This window comes from Vibrio sp. Vb1166, from assembly GCF_033338695.1.
Lineage (GTDB): Bacteria > Pseudomonadota > Gammaproteobacteria > Enterobacterales > Vibrionaceae > Vibrio > Vibrio alginolyticus.
On sequence record NZ_JAWOTE010000020.1, the window covers coordinates 40,791 to 61,330 of the forward strand.

Below are 20,540 nucleotides of genomic sequence, written 5' to 3' on the forward strand. Positions count from 1 at the left end.
ATTGGTACACAAACATGAGCAGAAAGCCTCAATTTCTTGCAGTTTCCTAACTTAAGGGCAAAAACCTAAGTTGTTACTGTCCGGTTAACCCTGGCTCACCACGGTAAATCACGCGATCGTTACCACGGTGAATACCAAAGGTGACGACTGAGGATGGGTTTTCTTCGGAGCCATCATTGTCCCAATCATATTTGAGCCATGGTAAGCCATTTTTTGAATCATCAAGATCTAACCAAACGCGCGTTTGCTGACGGTATGGTTCAGCTTGAGTTGCAGTAACAGATCGAGAAGAACCAGAAGACACTTCACCACCAGCTCCTAGTGTAACCGCTTTAGGATCAGCATCAGTACCTGTTGGCCAAATATGCCTTTCAGCGGCAGTGACACCTTTCACATCGGTTTGATTATCATTAGGGTTGGCGATAAAGCGGCTACCATTCCAGTATTCGATTCTTAGAGGAATATGTAAGGTCGCACCCTGATTTCCACCAACATCATCTAGGCCTACACGACCAAAGCGGATATCAGGTTGAATAGAAAGAACTGGATTACCATACACCGATATAGGATCTGGCTCTGTTGCCACGCCAACCTTTATATCTGTCGCTTTTATGGTGTTGCCATTAAGATTAAAAGGTCCATCTTCGTAACCTGCGGCAGGAGTCTTTTTCATCCAACACAATCCTTCTGCCGAATTGCACTCTCCACTTAATGGGGGAGTCAGTGTGAAGCGTTGAATACTTCCCAATGCGTCTACCCAAGAAGGTGTTAAATTCCCCTGAGCATTAAACCGATTCAATGAATCACTCAACTCAAAAGATGCTACATGTTCTTTGTTGAAGTATTTATAATTTTCTACTGATTTTGGAACATCCCCACCAGTCAATACCTCTACTTCATACCACATAGAATCGAAGTTTTGATTCATATAGTTAAAGCTTTGACTTCCAGCATAGTCCCAATTTTGCCCGCGCAACGTGTAGAACTTAGGATAGAAACGACCAAGTGTAATGGTCGCGGGCTGAATCAAGAATGAACTCTTACCAAGGTAGAGAGACGTATTTTCAACATCGCCTTTGGGCGCACTTATTGAAAATTCAAACGCACCTACCTCTGACACAGTTTGAGGAAATAACGTTTTAGCATCATCAGAAGCAATATGTTTATATGTGTCTGTGAGAAGCTCTGCTTTTTTTCCGCCAGCACTTATAGCGGGATACACAACTTCATTTGACACAACCATTTGTTCTTCTTCGTAGTTTTTAGCTGGTATATGACCTTTACCATCTTCACTATACTGCAAAGCAGTGATGCTCATAGTAAATTCCTCACCAGCTGAAACAAACCGACTATCACACCCAGAGTTAATACTGCTACACCGCCCACCTGCAGTTACTTGGAGGCGATGTGGATAACTCACAAATTTGCCAACACCCTCGGAATCTTGAATCCCCTCAACAGAAGCAATAAACGAAACTTGACCTACTTCAGGATAAGTAAACTTAAACTTAGCTTGCCCATTATCATTAAAGTATACATCCTTAAGGTAAGTACTCCCTTTCTCTGAAATAGTTTTGTCCGAGCTCCAAACCGGCGCAGTATCCCCCTCTCTCTTCATATAGTTTAACGTAACATCTGGCTGCACTATCGGAGCTACGGTATGCTTCATGCTCATATTAATATTACGTGTAGTATCGGTTGTTGAACTAGATGAGCAAAATTCAAAAAAGTTGCTATCTGAAGACTCCTTGTTAGCGATGACATCTTCAGCAACGATAGATAACGTATTGCGACGGAATTTAATCTTACAGTATTTGGCCGAAAGCTCACCACCATTAATTCGACAACGTGTATCCTCAAAACCGAACTGTGGAACCGAGCTGTGTGCAATACCCATAGTAACTTCACCCGCTCTAGAGCCTCGAATCTGAAGATTAGTAGACCCCTTAAAGCTAATTGGTGAACTTTGTTCCCAATTAGCAACATGATGCCCCGCACTGGGGGAAAGAGTTACGTGCAAATCTTCGGCATCGGTTATTGAGCCAGGATAAAGCGTATTACAGTCTTTATCCATACATGCCCTCAGAGTGACATCAGACGGCTGACATGTACTGCCAGAGCCGGAGTAATCAAACTCAAAATGATGGATACCTTCTGTAAGTGGCTGGAATTCGTCGGCACATATTTGGAAGTTATCAATTTCATGCACATTTTTTACCAAGCCAGTAGAACCCGCTACAGACACTCGAAATTCACTTGGAGCAGTCGATTGAGCAAAACCTTGCATGATATTGAAAGAATCAATAATGTCCTCCCAATCTAGGTTATAGCTTTTTAGTTTCCCTCTATCATCAACATCAACTTTGAGGTTACCTTGGTAGCTGGCTCTTTTGATAGAGACATAAACCCCGGCGTCTCGACCATCGATAGCCCGTGAATCAATAGTCATCCGATAACGGTGAATCTCGTCCTTTGACTCATCATCAAGCTTGCCAACGTTACTGTTCTTTTTAATAAAGCGATATCCACCGAACCATCCTTCAGGGAACGTACCTATACGATGGTTGTTCGTGTCAATATATTCACCAGGACCTTTTTTCTCACCCGATCCTCGTATTGTTATTGAATGATCATTCTGTCCAGGGCTACTATCAAGCGGATTTTTATCTTGATAATAACTGCCTTCATTAGAGAAGTTACCATACTCATCAATACCAAAAGCGATCCAACCTCCAGCAAACCCTTCGATGCCTCCGCCGTCAGGTTTCACGCCATAACCTAACGGCCCACCAAATGCACCAGTAGATGGTGGAACACTTGCATCCGAAAACACAATCGCTACCCCATCTGCACCAGTGTTGTTACGGTTACCATCGTACGCAAAATGGTCAAATTCAACTTCAATAATGTTGTTGCTTGATGGAAATATATAGTTGTATGCGCCAACTGCGGCTTGGCCCTGCACATTGTTGGTTATTCTCAAACGATTCTTGTGAATAAATGGTTTAGGCTCTGCACCACCCTGTCCATTATAATCACCGCTAAAGTAACCCATAGTTGCCCACTTTTGCTCAAGGTCAGATTCTTGAGCAAAGGCCTCAACATCAATACATTTTTTTGGATCAGGTAAAGTTGGTTCAGGCTCTGGCGGCGTAATGCCACAGTAATCATAAAAATCTCTATATTCTGAACTACTCACTAAATCAACAGGACATTTACCCTTCGATTGCTGTGCACTACATTTTGGATCGCTTAACCCACAATACGCAACGAGGTTCCCATCATAGGAATACGATGAATTCGCAGTACCGCAAAGGGTAGTATTATTAGAGAACTCAATGTACCTATTGCTTGGAAACTCTAAAGCCTTACTGTCCGCTAGGATTTTTGCTGCAGACAAAGCCATTCCTGCATTAAGAACACCTGCCGTGCCAAACACTGTTGAGTTCGTCACGTTCAGGTACTTTTTAGTGTTTACATCATCACCGATATAGGCGTTACTGATATTTGCCCCATTATTTTCACTTGATGCTGTACCACACACATAAGAATTACTAACTACCTCTAGATACCCCTTAACCTCAACATCACTTTTCACTCTTGAGCTATTGATCCGACCGCCATCGTTAGAACTGACGACTTCACCATCAACAAGGGAGTTTTGAACATCCACATAGCCTTTAGCTAAAACATCACCATCTATCTGACTACTTTCAACTAAAATGCCCTGATTGCTGCCTTGAGTATTATCTACATTGCCGCTCACGGAAGAATGGCTTACTTTGATATACCCTTTGCTTATAATACTGCCTGAAACATCTGAACCTTGCTGGATGACTACAGCGGGACTGCTATTACTATTTGTACTTACATAGCTGGCAACTTTAGTGTTAGTCAGTTCAATATAACCATCCGATGAGATTTGCTGGCTTACCTGATAATGATTAACCGTGACGGCCCCCTTAGCCGTAATATGACCACTCACAGACTTTGCGCTGGCACTGCCAGACGCATCAATATCTACCCCACCATTAGAGCTTGTGATACTGCCGTTAACCGAGCTATTGAAAGCTTCAATTTCTTGCTTCGCGATGAGATATGAGCCAACAAATGCATTATTAATACGAATACCACTATGACTGCTGTCAAGGTATCCATGGATAGCACCGTTTGAAACATCTACATAGTTTTTAGCGATAACATTTTGGCCGACATCGACATTGGTCAGCTTGACACCATCTTTGGTACTTCTTACCGTCCCTAGCACAGTCGAGTTAGATAGCTCTATATAGTTACCATTATCAATATGGCCATTAAGAGTCAGGTTAGAGGCAGCAAATGAATTTCCGTTGAGATCCAACGATAAAGAGTTGCTCGGGCTACCGATGGTATTATAACCGCCAAAACTCACGTATTTTTTTATACGCAGCCAACTGGTTTGGTTATTGGTTAAGATTTTATCGCCGGGATCAAGCGATAATCCCTTTGAGCAAGTGTAAATGGTTAAACTGTAGTTGTAACTGCCCTTCCCTGGACAAGGGCTATTTTTAGCATATATCTTTCCTTTCCAGCTATACCAAGGCGTGAGATCGAAAACAGTAGCAAAAGCATTTCCAGAAAAAAACAGCAATCCAGAAATTATAATTAGTATTCTTGTATTCATTTGTACTCCTTTACCCAAACCTCTTGCTGACGCTGTACCTGTATAACCCCAGAACCACACGTTGCCGTGGCCTGCACCTTAAAAAGATATTTAGCGTCAGGGGTACCCTCATTGAAAGTACCTATATTTGTACATGCCATCGCATTAACCTTGCACCCACTTCCCACAGCTACCGGCGGAACGGCACCGCTAACCTCCCCACTGCATACGGTCTCGATATCTGTTGTACTTGTATCTAACGGATACATCTTGGTCAGTGCCCATTCATTGGCGGACTGAGCAACAAACCAAGCTTTTGTTCCCAAAAACTCTCTTGTTAATCCGCTTTGATTCGACCATGTAACTTTCATTAAAGAGGAAGCCAAATATCCCATTACAATAATGACGAATAACACGATGATTAGTACATTTCCGCTGGAGTTTCTTTTACGGGACATTGAGCACCTGCACATCTTGTTGATACACACTACGTTCACCATCCTGCTCAAACTCTAGATTAATATGAACTAAACCACCTCGTTGCAGAGTAGACTCTAGATAACGCATACCACTTACGGACGTATCGACACTATCCGCAACTGTAATACCATTTCGCGTAACTCGCTTGGTATCAAAACAGTAGCGAACCTCCGACTTCTCTTGATAAATATAAAGACGGCTAGAAACAGAGGATCCCGTAATCGTACTTGCCCCCCCACTAACAACAAAAACCTTACCTGTTTTAGCTAAACCACCAATGGCTATATTTCGCGAAGAAGTTGATTGTAAATCTTCATATCGGCTCGGATTTATCACCATCCTGCGATTCGCAGGAATAGGATTAAGCGTTGAGTCATTACCTAGCAAAAACTCTAAGTCATTATTCTTAAACGTGTAAAAACCAGAATATTCAATCGGCACAAACTCTAGACAATTAGTTGTTCCTTTTGGCACATGAAAACTATTAGGTACAGCATGGCGGATTTCACGCGTCATCTTTTCTAAAACAAACTGAGCTTGTGTTTGTATTCGTTGGCGGTCGATAGTATCAGCGTACCCTTTCATTCCTAACTGGACATACCCAGCTATACCCAACATGATGAAGCTGCCGATCACAATCGTAACTATCATTTCCATTAAGGTGAAACCACGAGCTTTCATCAGTAGTTCCCTTTAATAGCGGTTAAAGTAAGGGGCTGCGTGTTCCCCGCAAAAATCCGTAATGTTACTTTTTTGTATTCGGTTATTTCATCGGGAGCTTTATCCGTCAGATCATCATAGGCAACGCTAACTTCTAATCTAAAGTTTTTGTACTGCTCAGTACTGTCCGCACCAAGTACATCACTAATATTCCCTCTAGGGATACCATCACACTGAGAAGCCGTTGTAGATGTGCTCCAACACCCGATATAGTCATCGACATCGTTGAAAGAACTCGGATTTGATGCATCCTCTCCGTAGTCAGTATCCACACCTAAAGTCGAAGAGCATAAATTCAAAGGATTATCTAGATGAGGGCTGTCTTTAGGCTCACCACATCGAACAGTACCACCATCAAAGTCACTCCACTGGTCAAAGCCTCGTGAAAGAATCTGTGACATAAAACCTTGGCCTAATGCGGCCGCGCGGGTTTGATAGTGAGGGATGGCGGAATCTCGAATTTGAGGGACAAGAAAAGAAGTAAACGCCACCATCGCAATGCCCATTAAAACAATCGCGATGATCATTTCTATTAAAGTCATGCCACTAGATTTCTTCATGAGCATGTACCTTTAGAAACATAGCCTTGAGTATTAATTTCAACTTGGCAGCGGCTTCGACCATGTTTATCTTCAATTAAGATGTTTACAGCACCACTTACAGGATTGCCGAGAAGGTTAAAATTAATTGTATTTGCGGCACCGCTGATAACGGAAAACTTTGCGGACTTATCGATAACCACGTCACTACGGGCATCTTGTGCACTACCTATTAGTGCGCAGGCAGCAACTGAACCAACACATGAGCTAGAAACTTGCAAACGAAAGTTATCATCAGGTTTCTCAACATTCGACTGCATACGATTCACCTGCACTTGGCGAATCACAGAAATCACACGTTCTTGTAATGCATATGCAGAAAAACTGCCAGAGCCCATAAAACGGCTGGCTGCAAAAAGTGAAAGGCTAGAGAGGAGAACAATCACGAGGATTAACTCCATTAACGTGAACCCTAATGCAGAGCTGCGAATTTTCATAACCCAACCTTAGGCTTAGAACAAGCGAGATAAGTATACGATGAAATTATGAGATTAATGATAGGTTTATAATTTTTCGATTCGAAGTGTGAACAGACGAACAAATAACCAATGTCTAGTTATTTTGCCCTTTTGAACGACCAATCTCTTCTTCAATTCGATCGTAAGTTTCTTTATTGCTCAGCGTTTCAGAAACGTGCTCAGCGGTTTGCTTGGTTTGCTCCCACTTTGCTTCGTAAGTTTCTGGCTCGAAGCTGATAAATCTTGGTAATACCACATAACCGATCACACCTAAGATAACCAGCACAACTACAAACTCTATTGCACTAAGACCCGATGATTTACGCATATGAATTATTCCGAGATTAATCAAAATAAAGAGATAAAGGCCAGCCAAAACGACTGACCTTTACAGAATAATCTAGCACTTGTCGCTAGCAATTACAGTTTTGGCAGCCTTATCTGCTGTTGTACCTGTTGCTTCAATGTAACCAACGTAACAACCTACATTTTCCTTAGTACCTGTTGGGTCATATACCCAATCACTATCCGCTTTTTTACCTTTAAATGTATATGCTTTATTGTTGTTTACAGTAATTTCATCCCAATCATCAGACAAACCTGTTACAGCAGTTTTTAAGCCTTCAAACGTTGGATAACCAAAAGTTATTTTAATTCCTTCTACTTCAGGCTTATCATCTTCATCAGCTTTACTAGCGTCGATAGTCTCTTTACCTTCTACTGCAGCCTTACCATACGCAATACCGGACGCACCATCAATGGCACCTTTCAAACCTTGCAATGAAGCTTTGCGAGCATCATCTTGCAGGTTAAGGAAACGTGGTGCTGCAGTGACCGCTAGAATACCTAGGATTACAATTACCACTACCAATTCGATAAGGGTGAAACCACCTTGTCTTTTCATTGTTTACTCTCTCTATGTAAGCATGCAGTACAACTGCAAAGTTTTGTTTAGGTCACGCGACCATTTTGGATATTGTCAAAACGGTTTGGGGCAGCAACGTTCACTAAAACTGACCGTGAAGTGGATACTGTATCTACCGCTTGAGCAGAATGACGATTCGCCATTATTCAGTTCATGCTGCAATGAGAAAAACACATTATTGTTTACCCACTATTACAGCCTGTTACTTATGGTAATGATTGCATTATACCGACTTTCATTACCAATTATAGTGATTAGGTGTCAAAAAATTCACTCTGCCGACATTTCGACGTCTATTTTCAGTTGATTAGCAGTTAAGATAACTACAATCGACTGACCATTTTCATAAGTGTAGTGACAGACATAACGATCAGTTTTGATGGCTCCACTGATATCTATTAACTTGTTGGTCATTATTTTACGTTGGGGGTAATGCACCGCTAGCCAATAACCACAATCTAATACACCTTGCTGAGTAAAGGGAGACACTAACCCGTCCTCAGTCATAGTAAGGTTAAAACCATCCATCAGCATATGCTCTGGCTCGCCTTGTACTAGCCAAGCTTGACGATAACGCTGAACACTATCTTGCATCCAAACTCTCGCCAACTTAGCCCCAGTTACTTGTGCTTGCTCGGTCACAGGACGTAATTTGACCGCCAAACCCACCGCCATAATCGTAGCAATAACCCCAAACACAATAAGCGTTGCTCGGCTTTGATTTTCAACCACCTATTAGCCGCCTTTGATGATGTCGAGCATTCCCCACATTGGTAAGAAGATACCCAATGCCAGCACCATGACCATGCCTGCGACAATCACCAAAAGTAATGGTTCTATTCTTGCGGTCAGCGTTTTTAGATCGTAATCGACTTCTCGATCGTAAAAGTCCGACACCTCCAGCAGCAACTCATCAATACGACCAGTTTCTTCACCTACTGCAATCATCTGAATCACCAATGGGGTAAATATTTTACTGTTGATGGCCGTCACTGAAATGGTGCTACCCGCTTCAATTGCGGACTTCATCTCAAGAATTCGGTTTTCTAAAAAACGGTTCCCTAATGCTTCCCCGGCCAAAGCCAAAGACTGGTTAAGTGGCACACCTGATTTCAGCATCAACGAAAAGGTTCTGGCAAAACGAGAAAGCTGCGCACGATTAACGATATCGCCTACAATTGGCAGCCGAAGCCGAAACTTATCGAACTTCTCCCGACCATCAGCCGTCGCCACCCACGCTCTGAATACAGTAAACGCGCCAATCATTGCCACAACCAGCAACACCCAATAATTAACAAAGAAATTAGAAGTCGCGATCAAAATACGCGTCGGCAATGGTAGCTCAACCCCAAAGCGCGTGAACATCGATGCAAACTCAGGGATCACCAAGATATTCAATACAAACATGGCGATGGTGATAAAGATAATGACAAACGTCGGATAACGCATCGCCGCTTTAATGCGTTTGCGAGTCTCAAGTTCCTGTTCGTAGTAATTCGCCAGTTGCAATAGCGCTTGGTCAAGCCGACCCGTATTCTCACCGACGTTGATCATAGAAACGAACAGTGGGCTGAATACTTTGCTGTGTTGCTGCATCGCAGAAGACAAACCTCGGCCATTACTCAGTTCAGAAACGACATCTTCTAGCGCCTCTTTGAGCTGTTTGTTTTCGCAATTTTGCAACAAGCCACGCATAGAGCGCAGCAAAGGTACGCCAGCTTTAGTCAAACTAAACAACTGGCGAGAGAAAAGAATAATTACTTCCAACGGAATAGCAGGCACAAACAGCTTAGATAAGCTCACTTGGCTTTTTGCCGACTCTTTCTCTAAACGTACATTGAGCGGGATGACCCCTTTATTCATCAAAGCTTCCGCCGCAGCTTCTGAGTTCACTGCTTCGATTTTGCCGTTAGTGGATGAGCCGTCTAGCGTGCGGCCTTGATAACGAAAAGTTGGCATTCACTTACCTATATGAAAATGGGATCAGTCTTACCAGAAGCATCACCCTCACCTAGGGTCATCACTTCATCCAAACTGACGGTGCCTTGTAGCGCCAGTTCCATTGCAGAAGCAAGCAGTGGCTTATAGTTTTCTGAGCGGCGCGCGGCTTGCGCAAAGCCAACCGCATCATTGGCGCGCAATTTATCCATCATCTCTTGCTCAAGTTCGAGCATTTCAAACACACCGATTCGGCCTCGATAACCAGTCAAGTTACAGTTTTGGCAACCTGCGCCTTTATAAAAAATGGTGCTAACTTGATTTGGGAAACGCCCAGCTAACCACTGCTGGCGAGACTCATCTAAGTGATCTTCTGTTTTACAATCTGGGCAAACTCGGCGCACAAGACGCTGCGCCACCACGGCTCTGACCGCACTAGCAACCAAGTAACCCGGCGCCCCCATATCGATCATACGTAACGCACTGTCGACAGCATCGTTGGTGTGAAGAGTGCTCAATACTAAGTGACCCGTTAGTGCAGCTCGCAGACCAATTTCTACCGTCTCTTGATCACGCATCTCACCAACAAGAATGATGTCTGGGTCTTGACGTAAAAAGGTTCTAAGGACACGCGAGAAAGTTAGATCGATCTTACTGTTAACCTGTACCTGAGTGATGCGAGGCAGACGATATTCAACCGGGTCCTCTGCTGTAATGATCTTTTTCCCAGGTTCGTTGAGCTCACTCAATGCGCCGTAAAGCGTGGTGGTTTTACCGGAACCTGTCGGCCCGGTAACCAAAATCATGCCATGCGGACGCGCCAACTGTCGACGTAAGCGAGCAAGCAAGTCTGGCGGCAAGCCCGACTCTTCTAACGGACGCAAACCAGCGGACTGGTTAAGCAGACGCATTACTACAGATTCTCCGTACTGCGTTGGTAACGTCGACATACGAATATCAATTGATTGGCCACGAACTTTGATATTGAATCGGCCATCTTGTGGCAAGCGCTTTTCAGAAATATCTAGGTGTGCCATCAACTTCAGTCGAAGAACCAAAGCCGATGCAATATTCACTTCATTTAAGAGCGTTTCATGCAATACGCCATCAATACGCTGGCGCAAACGCAATACTTGATCGTCTGGCTCAATATGAATATCCGAAGCTCCAACCTGTACCGCATCTTCAAACATGGAATTAACCAGCTTTACAACGGTAACCTCTTCACTATCGGCTTCATCAACACCGTAATCAAAGCTTTGTACATCTTTATGCTCTTCATGCAGCTGTTCAGCAAAGGAGGCTATCTCTTTAGTACGGCGGTAATAACGGTCAAAGCTTGAAATAAGCTGACGCTCCGAAGCCACAATGAACTCAAGGTTGTATTGACCTAACAAGTTCATCAATGATTCTTGAATGAACAAGTCCGCAGGGTCGCTCATAGCAACGCGCAGGGTGTCCCCATTTCGAGCAACGACCATCGCACGTAAGCGACGAGCGTGTACCTCAGGTAAAATCTGCACGGCTTCGGCATCCACAGGTGCACGACCAAGATCGATCAGTGGCAAACCAAGCTGCTGAGACAAGAAGTCCAACATTTGCTTTTCAGTAATAAAGCCAAGGTCAATTAACGCATCCCCTAACTTCTGCCCGGTACTACGTTGTGCGTTTAGTGCTTGCTGGATTTGTTCTTCAGAGACGATACCTTCCTCAACCAGAAGATCGCCCAAGCGTTTTCTCAACTGAATTTTCATTGTGCGCTCTCCAACTCTTTCAAGATGCTCAAACGGTCACGGATAAATGCTTGCGATTGATTCGAAATGCCAACTTTACTCAGAGCTTGGTTGTAAGAGTTAATCGCGGCAGTAAAAGCCAGGGCGCGCTCTTGTTGAATAGCCAAACCTAACCACCAGCGCGCGTTTTCCGGCTCACGCTGAGTTAGGAGTTGATAGCTCTCAAGCGCAATGTCATTTTGCTTGTGTTTTTGTGCCAATGCCGCACGCATCGCCAAGTAATCTCGACTTGGTACTGGAGGCAAATGAACAAGCGGGCTCAGCGCCGCTTCAGGTTGATTAGCTTTCACTAACAACTTAGACAAGGCCAAGCGGAGTACTTGGTTGTTCGTATCTAGGTTGATGCCTTCTTGAATAATCTCATATGCTTTACGCGTGTCACCTTTACCAAAGTACAACGCTGATAACTTTTGACGCGTGTCTGCATTCATTGGCTCATAACGCAACGCCTCGGCATAAGCCGATAACGCCGTTTGCATATCGTTAGCATCGAGTGCCTTTTCCGCTCGACTAACTGCCTTAAGAGAAAGCTGACGATGTGTAAGCTCAACCTGCTCAATACGCATTGAGCTGTTTTCTGATGTCGTGTGGGTTACGGGATCGTATTGCTCCTCGCTCGGCATCGTTGCTAACTGCGCGAGTAAAACTGCCTCTTCAGAGGCGGTATTTATCTCAGATCTTGGCGTGAACCTATCAGTCTCTTGCATGTGAGGCTGTTGCGCTACCGGCTGTGTGGCTGGTTTGGTGTAAACCACTTGAGTTGTATCGGGCGTCATTTTACTCGTTGGCGAGTGAGTGCGCTCCGATGAAACAATTGGTGAGACATTCACAGACGACAGTGGCATAGCGTCGGTTTGAAACTGTGATAGCTCGCCTGAAGGAACAGGACCGCGAGAGACCGCCCAGCTACCAACCGCAAGGCTTAACGAAAAACCGGCGACAAGCCAAAGCCAAGGTTTACTGCGTGAGACACTTGGAATCTCCGCACGAGTAAGCTCTGACGGCGATGTTTTTTCAGCAAGTTCTGATAATGCTTTATTGATGGCACTCAAGGTTGACTCCATCCCCAAAATACGGGTGTTTTAAACTTAGGTTTACGGGCATCAAACGTATCGTGCATAGCGGCGTAAACGTGATGATTTTTCAATAGTGTGCAACGCTCATTAAATGCAGCAAGCAACGACTTGTGGCTAATTTGGTTTATCAAGCGCGGAATCCCCATGGATGAACGCCAAATCGCTTTTTTCTGTTCAATAGAAAAAATGTGTGCCCCATTACCTGCTTTATCTAAACGATTATTGATGTAAGCCACGCCTTCATCGATAGAGAGAGGACGTAACTGGCAGCTAAACGTAATGCGTTGACGAAACTGCCTTAGCTCATGGTTAGCCAATCTTTCATCCAACTCAGGTTGTCCGAATAACACCAATTGAATGAGCTTATCTTGTTCCGTTTCTAGATTGCCAAATAGACGCAATGTTTCTAAAGCTTGTGGGGAAAGAGCTTGCGCTTCATCAACGATCAAGACGGTTTTCTTTCCCAAGGCATGTACTTGAATCAAGTGCTCTTGAATGAGGGAAACGATACGCAGCGGATCATCGTTCTCGATACCCAACTCTCTGGCGACAGCAAACTGCAACTGTTCCCCATTCAACACTGGATTGGGTAAGTAAATAAGCTCAACTTCAGATTCAATCTGCTCGATCAGCTTACGGCATACCATGGTTTTTCCAGTGCCGACTTCTCCCGTCACCTTAATCACCCCTTCTCCTATTTGCACGGCAGCTAGGATGGTTTGGATCGCCTCATAGTGAGGGACTAACCCCAAGAACATTTCTGTATTTGGGGTTAACGAAAAAGGCTGAACTCGGAATCCAAAGTGTGACAAGTACATACTCGAATCACAAACCTATTGAAAAACAGAACCTTTCCCAGCGCTTATTGCGCATCTGGGAACCACTCTTGCAGCAGATCACGAGAGCGCTCTAGCTCTTTCTGCCAAGAGTTCACGCCAACTACGGTCGGTTTTAGCAAGATGACCAATTCTGTTTTCTCAGTTACGTTATTCACGTTGCGGAACAAATGCCCCAGTGCTGGTACATCGCCCAAAAATGGGACTTTAGAAACAAGCTCACGATTTTGCTGTTTCATCAACCCGCCGATAACCACAACATCGCCATCTTTAGCACGAATAACCGAGTCTGATTCACGAATAGAGCTTTTCGCTAATGGCAGTTGGATGTTTTGGAAATCTCCGCCCAAGTTCAATTGCTTCACTTCTTCCGTGACTTCAATAACTGCGGGGTGAACATGCAGGAACACATTGCCTTTGTTATCAATTTGCGGAGTCACATCGAGGGAAATACCCGAGAAGAATGGCGTCAGTTCCACTTCAGGAACTGCATTTGAGTTTTCACCGTTGCCTGCATTGCTCGATAGCTCGGTAACAAAGTACTCATCGGTACCCACTTTGATGACAGATTTTTGGTTGTTGGCAGCGGTAATACGAGGGCTCGAAAGGACGTTCAAGTCACCTTGCGTAGACATGAAGCTCAACACTGCATTGAAGTTACCATCCGAAATAGTCACGTTAGTTTGACCGCCCAATAGCGTGCCAATCGCATCCAATGGTGGTAATGTCGACGCAGGGCGGTTGACTACGATACTACCCGAGTTACCAATTGACGCCGATAAGTTTGACCAGTTGATGCCTTGTTGGTAGCCATCATTCAACGTCACTTCTAGGATTTTAGCTTCAAGAATGACCTGGCGCTGCATGCGCTCCTGCGATACACCTAAGAACTCGCGTACTTCGCGAATATCATCTGGAAATGCTCGAACCGTAATAACTCCCGCTTGTGGCGTTACAACCACACTTTGCCCTTTGCCTGAACCAATTAGATTCGCAACAGCTTGCTGCAGCATCGGCCAGAAGTCACTTTCAGTGATGGTTTCGATGCGTGTACCACCCGTAGATGTGGTCGAGCTATCGTTGTTGTTTCCATTGTTAGAGTCTGACGAGTCAGAACTGTCTGAGCTACCACCAGAATTAGACGTACCAGCCGAGGTTACAGAGCCCGTAACAATACTGGTTAATGAGCGACCAGAACGCTTGAACTGTAGGTAATCGACTGGAATGGTCACAGTACGCATACCTGCTGGGTAGATTTGAATAACTTTGCCAGACTTCACCACGTCATAGCCATACATATTCTGTACGACATTCAGAACTTCATCCAATGTCACATCTGACAAGTTGACAGTGATATTACCTTGTACCGATGGGTGAATCGCCACGCTGTACTCTGTGCCTTTCACCAACGAGGCGAAAAAGCTTCTTGCATCGACCGCATTCGCTTGAATACGAAAACGCTTCGAGGTGCCTTGCTCTGATGCAACGTTCGAGTCTAAATTTGGCATCAAGTCTGCCTCAACAGAAGAAGGGATTTCTTCCAATGTGCGGCTGTTCGCTTGATTGATTGATTCATTGAGCGCTTCTTTAACTTCCACTGGATTCCGATGACCCATTGAACATCCCATTAAAGAAGCAATCGTTATTCCTACAACTAATTTGCGCATATCTGATCGGGCTCTGGTTATTATTGTTTTACGTTTAAATCAAAAAGCTCTAGGTCCCACTGACGGTTACCACGCTTTAAAGTTACAAATTCACTATTAATGCTCGCGACGCGATAACCTTTAAATAGCTCGCCTTTTTCGACAAGTTTGTTATCCATAATCGCGATACAATCAGTACTTGGCTTACACACAATACTGTTGAGCTTAGGCAGTCGGTACCGTTTAACTTTTGGTTTCGCTGACGTTTCAACCGCTGGTTTTTCCCAACCAAGTGGGGCCGTTGGGTCTTGGTTTGCCCAAGCGGTTCCTGCCGCTGCCATAACAAGCAATGAGATGATGAGTTTGTTAACCACCAATAAACTCCTCTCTAGATCCTAGTGTGTAGACTTCTAACACAAGCTTCGCTTTCGGGTACTCTTCGACTTTATAACTAAAGCTGCGCCAGTAATAACTCGCAGGAAGGCTCTCCAATTTATTCAGATAATTAGCAATAGAAAAATAGTCACCAGTCAGTTCCATACGAACAGGATGCACGTAGTAACCAGAGTATTGCGATGCTTCTTTATCTTCCGTTATTGGCTCAGATGGCAAGGTTTGCAGAGACAAAAGGTGAATGCCACTTTGCTGCTCCAACACATTTTCAAGCAGCTCAGCCATTTGCGAAGGTGTAATAAGATGCTCGATGATCTCCGCTAATTGCATCGAAAGATGCTGACTCTCAGCTAACAGATTAGATATCGCGCGATCAATCTCAGCATTTGGATCTTTCTTAAGTTGCGCCTGAATACGTAGCGTATCGATTTCAATCTTTTGATTGGCTTGCTTTAAATTACTTAGTTGCCTCTCATTACTGATGATCTCGTTAAGCTTTGGCTCCAATACCAGCGTAAAGAGCAACATGATCACGACAACTAAACCGCACAATGCGGTGAGCACTTTTTCACGCGTACTCATTTCGCCAAAGCGCCCTTCTAATGAGAGCCAGAATTCGTTCATTTCTCTTTATCCTCGCGCGTTTTTAGTTCAAACGTCACAATATCCTTATCATTTCGACCTATTTTGACGTCGTCAAACGTTCGACCAACCAAGCTAATTTCGTTTTTAAATTGGCTAACCCAATTTGGCACTGAGCTCGGTTTTTTCGCTAGCCCCTTCAGGTCTAAGGTATGGGTATTGATTCGAATTTCGGACAAAGAAATTTCTTGGTTTCCTAACTTCGCTAATGATTGCATCACGCCAGAGTAACCCGTGCGTTGCGAGTCATCGTATTTCCCGACAGCTTTAAGCGAGTCTCGCTTCGCCTTGACTTCACGCTCTAAGCGGGCTTTAGCTGCCAGCTTATTATTGTCAGGTTGATGTTTACGTAGCTTGACTTGATAACGTTCAAGCTCTGACTTCATGATATCGCCTTTACTTTTTACAATAGCAATCTCATCTTCCAAACCGCTGCTCTGCCAAGTGACATAACCGTAAGAAAATAGAATTGCAGCCGCCGCAACGCCCCAAGATAACGCGATATTTTTTAGCGTCAGGAGCTCTTTTTTCGGCTTTAAGTAGTCGGGATATAAGTTGACGCGTCGAGTATTTGAAGTAGCCGCAGTGTCAGCCAAAACATGTCCTGATAGCTCATGTTCTGGTGGTAATAACGGTGAAACCTTAGTACTTAAACGGTAGTTCAGAGCCTGAACAAGCTCGCTCTCATCCTCTTCATCACAGCACACTTTCAATTGATGTAATTGCACGTGGCGTAACTGAGATGAAAGATAGTCAATCGAACGTTGCAGTTCTAACGACAGACTGTCCATCTGTAAATCGCTAGACGGAACCCCCGTTAACGGTGGCGTCACACTGCGAATAGAGCGGTGGAACGCAATAGTATTTTCGACAAAAGCGCTTATACGGAAATGACCACGCACACTGCGTTGTAATAATAGGAAGTTTCCTAGTTCACCCGCAGTCTCTCCCCAAATATCGTCTTCAGGAAGAATGGCTTCTAATGGTAACTGGGCTCGGCTGGCCAGTAACACAATCTTATCCAATATTTTTCGCGATAAGACGTATGCTTGCACTTTGGTTGAATTCGGTAACTCGACCGCATCGGCAATAATGTCGATAGCACGCTCAGAGATCAGTTCTTTCAACAAAAACGGTAATGCGGCTGGCCATTCTTGACGCGGCATGACCGGTTTGTCGATTTGGTACATCTGGTAATAGTTATGAGAAAGAATAACCGTTAATGAATCATACGCACTCGCTGCAACGCTCAATGCTTGCTCAACGGCTTTTTCCCAATTGGACTCAGAAATATCAAATTGGTATGGACGACTACTTTTGATTGAAGATGATAAATAAACGGCGTCTGGCTGAATAACCAAAAAGCAGGAGCGATCACCACTAGATGATCGCTTAAGCTTGTCGAATAGTGCTTTGAAATCCATGATTATTATCTTTATTTTTTCCGCCAGCGATTTCGTCTTCCCAATTTAACTTGGGATTCTGATTGAGAATTCGGCAACGCTTGGGGACGAGGAAGAAACTGCTGCTCCGCAGAAAAGTAACGCCCTTGCCCACCATAAACCCCGAGCTCAATTAATGTGTTGAGCTCGTTCTGATTCTCAATTCCCACTGCTATAATTTTAGTTTTACTGTTTGCCGCCGCACCTAGCATACTGCGGACAAATAGCTGGTTTTCATGTCGTTGGTCGATTTTTGCTACTAAACTGCGATGAAGTTTAAGGTAACGAATGTCCACTTCTTTTAAATAGTGAGTGCTGACGATGGTACGCCCAGCCTGCCCAACCATTAAGTGGCACCCTAAACCGGCCAGCATTTTAGCGACTGGTCGCATAAAGTCTAAGTGTCTTACAAATTGTGCTTCAACAAACTCAAAACTGAGACACTTTCTCTGCTCACGTGACAACTGTAAGAGTTCATCACGAAACCATTTAAAGTACTCTCGGTTAGAAAATGGCGTTACATTCAAATTGAGCGCATACGATCTTGAGTTATCAAAATTATCCTTAAACTCTCTTAAGAATTTATTAATAACTGACTTATCCATTTGCGCTTCATAACCAACCTGTCTGATCGCAGAAATGAACCGAGACGCTTTAACAATCCCATTCTCAGGATCGCGAATCCGACATGTTAACTCTTCATATAATGATTTTTTATGCGTCGCGTCACTTATTGGATGCACAGATTGTGCGTAGAGTATCACACTTTCTGGTGTAAGTGCTGTGTCAAATAACGTTCTCCATCTCACACTTCCGCGAGCTTCTTCATCGTGGTTCCATTTTTTGAAGCGACTCCAATTATTGTTATTTTGTAGTTGCGCACTACGCAAAGCAGTCTCGGCTTCATCAATGATTTGGCTGTGTCGCTCACCTTCTTTATAAGTGGTGATGCCAATATGGCACCAGTTGTCTGGATCAAGTGGCTCTGGCGGCATTAACTTTTCTAACTGGCGAATGCATTGCGAGGCAAGGTTAGCCACATCTTTCGCACTTTGGTGCGGTAGAAAAAGCGCAAAATCAGCATCGTAATAACGGGAAAATACAACATCTGGGTATCGTTGAACTAAATTGGACAATAAACTCCCAACTTCAACAATAAACTCATCCGTAATTTGCTTATCTTGCTCTTCTTCAACCAGTTTCCAGTCTTGAATACGAACTAGCAACACGGCGCCGCGAGCCCCGCTTTCTAGTAACGCCGATTCCAACTTGCTATCAAATAACACTCGGTTAGCGGTACCGGTTAGCTTATCAAGGAAGGTTTGAGTTCGAATAAAGGTATCAAATCGGCTTCGCTCTTGACGCGCATCTTGTAACTCTTCGATTAATACATCGAGCGCTTCACTGGCGGTGTAAGGCCATTCTTTTTTGTCACCTTTGGCATACTGCTCCACCCTACCAGCCAGGATCATTCTGCCTCGCTCTTCGAGCATTTCGGAGCCTTCTAATTGCTCCTTAAGCCATGCCACGCCGCGCATTAAGCAGAAGATGATCAATATAACGGCAAGCGTGATCGACCAAAGCGCCTGCATTGAGTAGCTGTAACCTAAGTAAGGGGGAATTGCTTTAAAGTGAATCGTGTAATCTTGATTGTGAGTCAGCTGATACTCTGCCTCAAACAAGACTGACGCTTCCATTTGATGAGAAGTATCTTTGAAGCGATAAACAACGGCGTTGTTGGTCGACAACGTCATTTCGACAATATTGGAAGCCTGCAGCATTTTCGGCATCCAGCGCTGCATAGAATAAGCGGCGTCAGGATCTTCCATCTCCTTGTCGACCACCTCTACGATCCCTTCTAAATAATGGGTGAGATATTCCTGCCCAAGACGTTTAAAAGAGAGGGTGCCACCGACAAACAAGATAAACATGGCGCAGATAACGATCATGGTGACAAAGGCCACCAGCCGTGTGCTTAACTTAAGAGTTGGGGTATACCTCATGAATACCAAATTCCTTTTTTATTCATCATATACCTTATTGAAATATTTATACTTGATAAGAGTTCATCAAACAATCGGATTAGTCTGATAGTGAGAGGCTGGAGCATAAAGAAAATCACACTCATTGATAAGTTTTATTGTTACGCCTAACCTTGCCAAGAGAAGCCTGTGAAATCATTAGATTGCGACAATAAAAAGGCCGCGATATTCGCGGCCTTTTCGATTCAAGCATAAGCAGAATTTAGAACGGGATATCGTCGTCAAAATCCATTGGTGGCTCATTGTACTGCTGCTGTGGTTGCTGCGGAGCCTGTTGTTGTGGTTGCTGTTGCTGAGGCGCATTGTACTGCTGCTGAGCTGGCTGTTGAGGCTGACCCCATCCACCTTGCTGCTGCTGTTGACCGCCCATAGGTGCGCCGCCACCTTGAGCACGACCGCCAAGCATTTGCATCACACCATTGAAGCCTTGAACAACGACTTCAGTTGAGTAGCGATCTTGACCACTTTGATCTTGCCATTTGCGAGTTTGCAGTTGCCCTTCAATGTAAACTTGAGAGCCTTTACGCAAATACTCACCTGCTACTTCCGCAAGTTTGCCGAACAACACAACACGGTGCCATTCCGTTTTTTCGCGCTGTTCGCCAGTCGCTTTATCACGCCATGAATCAGAAGTCGCAATAGTAATGTTTGCTACTGCACCGCCATTCGGCATGTAACGAATTTCAGGGTCGTTACCTAGATTCCCCACCAAAATAACTTTGTTAATTCCACGGCTGGCCATGATGTGCTCCGTTTCACTCTGGATATATAAAATTTTAGCGCATTAGAATAGCACGCTTTAATGTTTTGATTAAAGTCTAATACCATTGTGATCTATTGAGTCATCCTCTAGAACCCAAATCGTATTTCAACTTACGTGTGTAGCATTTTTGATTCGCGTTGCAGAC

General features: G+C 44.2%; 18 protein-coding genes. All 18 read right to left on the minus strand.

What is annotated here, in order from left to right; all coding sequences use genetic code 11:
* Positions 1-73 precede the first annotated feature (73 nt).
* The 18 genes from R7E51_RS18055 to R7E51_RS18140 all read right to left on the minus strand — a co-directional run bounded on the left by R7E51_RS18055 (position 74) and on the right by R7E51_RS18140 (position 20,374).
* Positions 74-4,663: a DUF6701 domain-containing protein gene (locus R7E51_RS18055; protein WP_234499552.1), complete on the minus strand. Its 4,590-nt coding sequence runs from the start codon at positions 4,661-4,663 to the stop codon at positions 74-76.
* On the minus strand, positions 4,660-5,100 hold the full coding sequence (locus tag R7E51_RS18060) for a hypothetical protein (protein ID WP_017821312.1): 441 nt from the start codon (positions 5,098-5,100) through the stop codon (positions 4,660-4,662). Before R7E51_RS18060 ends, R7E51_RS18055 begins: the two co-directional genes overlap by 4 nt.
* Positions 5,090-5,803, minus strand: coding sequence for a PilW family protein (locus R7E51_RS18065; protein WP_017821313.1), 714 nt, complete (start codon positions 5,801-5,803; stop codon positions 5,090-5,092). Before R7E51_RS18065 ends, R7E51_RS18060 begins: the two co-directional genes overlap by 11 nt.
* Positions 5,803-6,402, minus strand: a complete 600-nt coding sequence (locus R7E51_RS18070; protein WP_017821314.1) for a type II secretion system protein — start codon at positions 6,400-6,402, stop codon at positions 5,803-5,805. Before R7E51_RS18070 ends, R7E51_RS18065 begins: the two co-directional genes overlap by 1 nt.
* Positions 6,399-6,878, minus strand: a complete 480-nt coding sequence (locus tag R7E51_RS18075) for a type II secretion system protein (RefSeq protein WP_017821315.1) — start codon at positions 6,876-6,878, stop codon at positions 6,399-6,401. The genes R7E51_RS18070 and R7E51_RS18075 overlap by 4 nt, the downstream gene beginning before the upstream one ends.
* A 115-nt stretch (positions 6,879-6,993) precedes the next feature.
* The gene (locus tag R7E51_RS18080) at positions 6,994-7,227 is read right to left on the minus strand and encodes a hypothetical protein (RefSeq protein ID WP_017821316.1); all 234 of its coding nucleotides are present in this window, start codon (positions 7,225-7,227) and stop codon (positions 6,994-6,996) included.
* A 72-nt stretch (positions 7,228-7,299) separates the two neighbouring features.
* Positions 7,300-7,803: a type II secretion system protein gene (locus tag R7E51_RS18085; RefSeq protein WP_017821317.1), complete on the minus strand. Its 504-nt coding sequence runs from the start codon at positions 7,801-7,803 to the stop codon at positions 7,300-7,302.
* 291 nt (positions 7,804-8,094) lie between these two features.
* Complete coding sequence (locus R7E51_RS18090; protein WP_017821318.1) at positions 8,095-8,556, minus strand: hypothetical protein; 462 nt, start codon at positions 8,554-8,556, stop codon at positions 8,095-8,097.
* 3 nt (positions 8,557-8,559) lie between these two features.
* Positions 8,560-9,783: a type II secretion system F family protein gene (locus tag R7E51_RS18095; protein ID WP_005381186.1), complete on the minus strand. Its 1,224-nt coding sequence runs from the start codon at positions 9,781-9,783 to the stop codon at positions 8,560-8,562.
* A gap of 8 nt (positions 9,784-9,791) precedes the next feature.
* On the minus strand, positions 9,792-11,516 hold the full coding sequence (locus tag R7E51_RS18100) for a GspE/PulE family protein (protein WP_017821319.1): 1,725 nt from the start codon (positions 11,514-11,516) through the stop codon (positions 9,792-9,794).
* Positions 11,513-12,607, minus strand: a complete 1,095-nt coding sequence (locus R7E51_RS18105) for a tetratricopeptide repeat protein (protein WP_017821320.1) — start codon at positions 12,605-12,607, stop codon at positions 11,513-11,515. Before R7E51_RS18105 ends, R7E51_RS18100 begins: the two co-directional genes overlap by 4 nt.
* Entirely contained in the window at positions 12,604-13,449 is an 846-nt protein-coding gene (locus R7E51_RS18110; protein WP_017821321.1) for an ExeA family protein, read from the minus strand. The genes R7E51_RS18105 and R7E51_RS18110 overlap by 4 nt, the downstream gene beginning before the upstream one ends.
* 44 nt (positions 13,450-13,493) lie before the next feature.
* Positions 13,494-15,134: a pilus (MSHA type) biogenesis protein MshL gene (gene mshL / locus R7E51_RS18115; protein ID WP_005388471.1), complete on the minus strand. Its 1,641-nt coding sequence runs from the start codon at positions 15,132-15,134 to the stop codon at positions 13,494-13,496.
* 20 nt (positions 15,135-15,154) lie between these two features.
* Positions 15,155-15,487, minus strand: coding sequence for a hypothetical protein (locus R7E51_RS18120; protein ID WP_005381196.1), 333 nt, complete (start codon positions 15,485-15,487; stop codon positions 15,155-15,157).
* Positions 15,480-16,130: a type II secretion system protein GspM gene (gene gspM / locus R7E51_RS18125; protein WP_005381197.1), complete on the minus strand. Its 651-nt coding sequence runs from the start codon at positions 16,128-16,130 to the stop codon at positions 15,480-15,482. The genes R7E51_RS18120 and gspM overlap by 8 nt, the downstream gene beginning before the upstream one ends.
* A complete protein-coding gene (locus R7E51_RS18130; RefSeq protein WP_005387799.1) occupies positions 16,127-17,572 on the minus strand; it encodes a hypothetical protein in 1,446 nt (481 codons plus the stop codon). The genes gspM and R7E51_RS18130 overlap by 4 nt, the downstream gene beginning before the upstream one ends.
* A gap of 11 nt (positions 17,573-17,583) precedes the next feature.
* Positions 17,584-19,593: an RNase E specificity factor CsrD gene (gene csrD / locus R7E51_RS18135; RefSeq protein WP_005381201.1), complete on the minus strand. Its 2,010-nt coding sequence runs from the start codon at positions 19,591-19,593 to the stop codon at positions 17,584-17,586.
* 241 nt (positions 19,594-19,834) lie between these two features.
* Positions 19,835-20,374 (minus strand): single-stranded DNA-binding protein, encoded by a 540-nt coding sequence (locus tag R7E51_RS18140; protein ID WP_005387798.1) that lies wholly within the window; start codon positions 20,372-20,374, stop codon positions 19,835-19,837.
* Positions 20,375-20,540 lie beyond the last annotated feature (166 nt).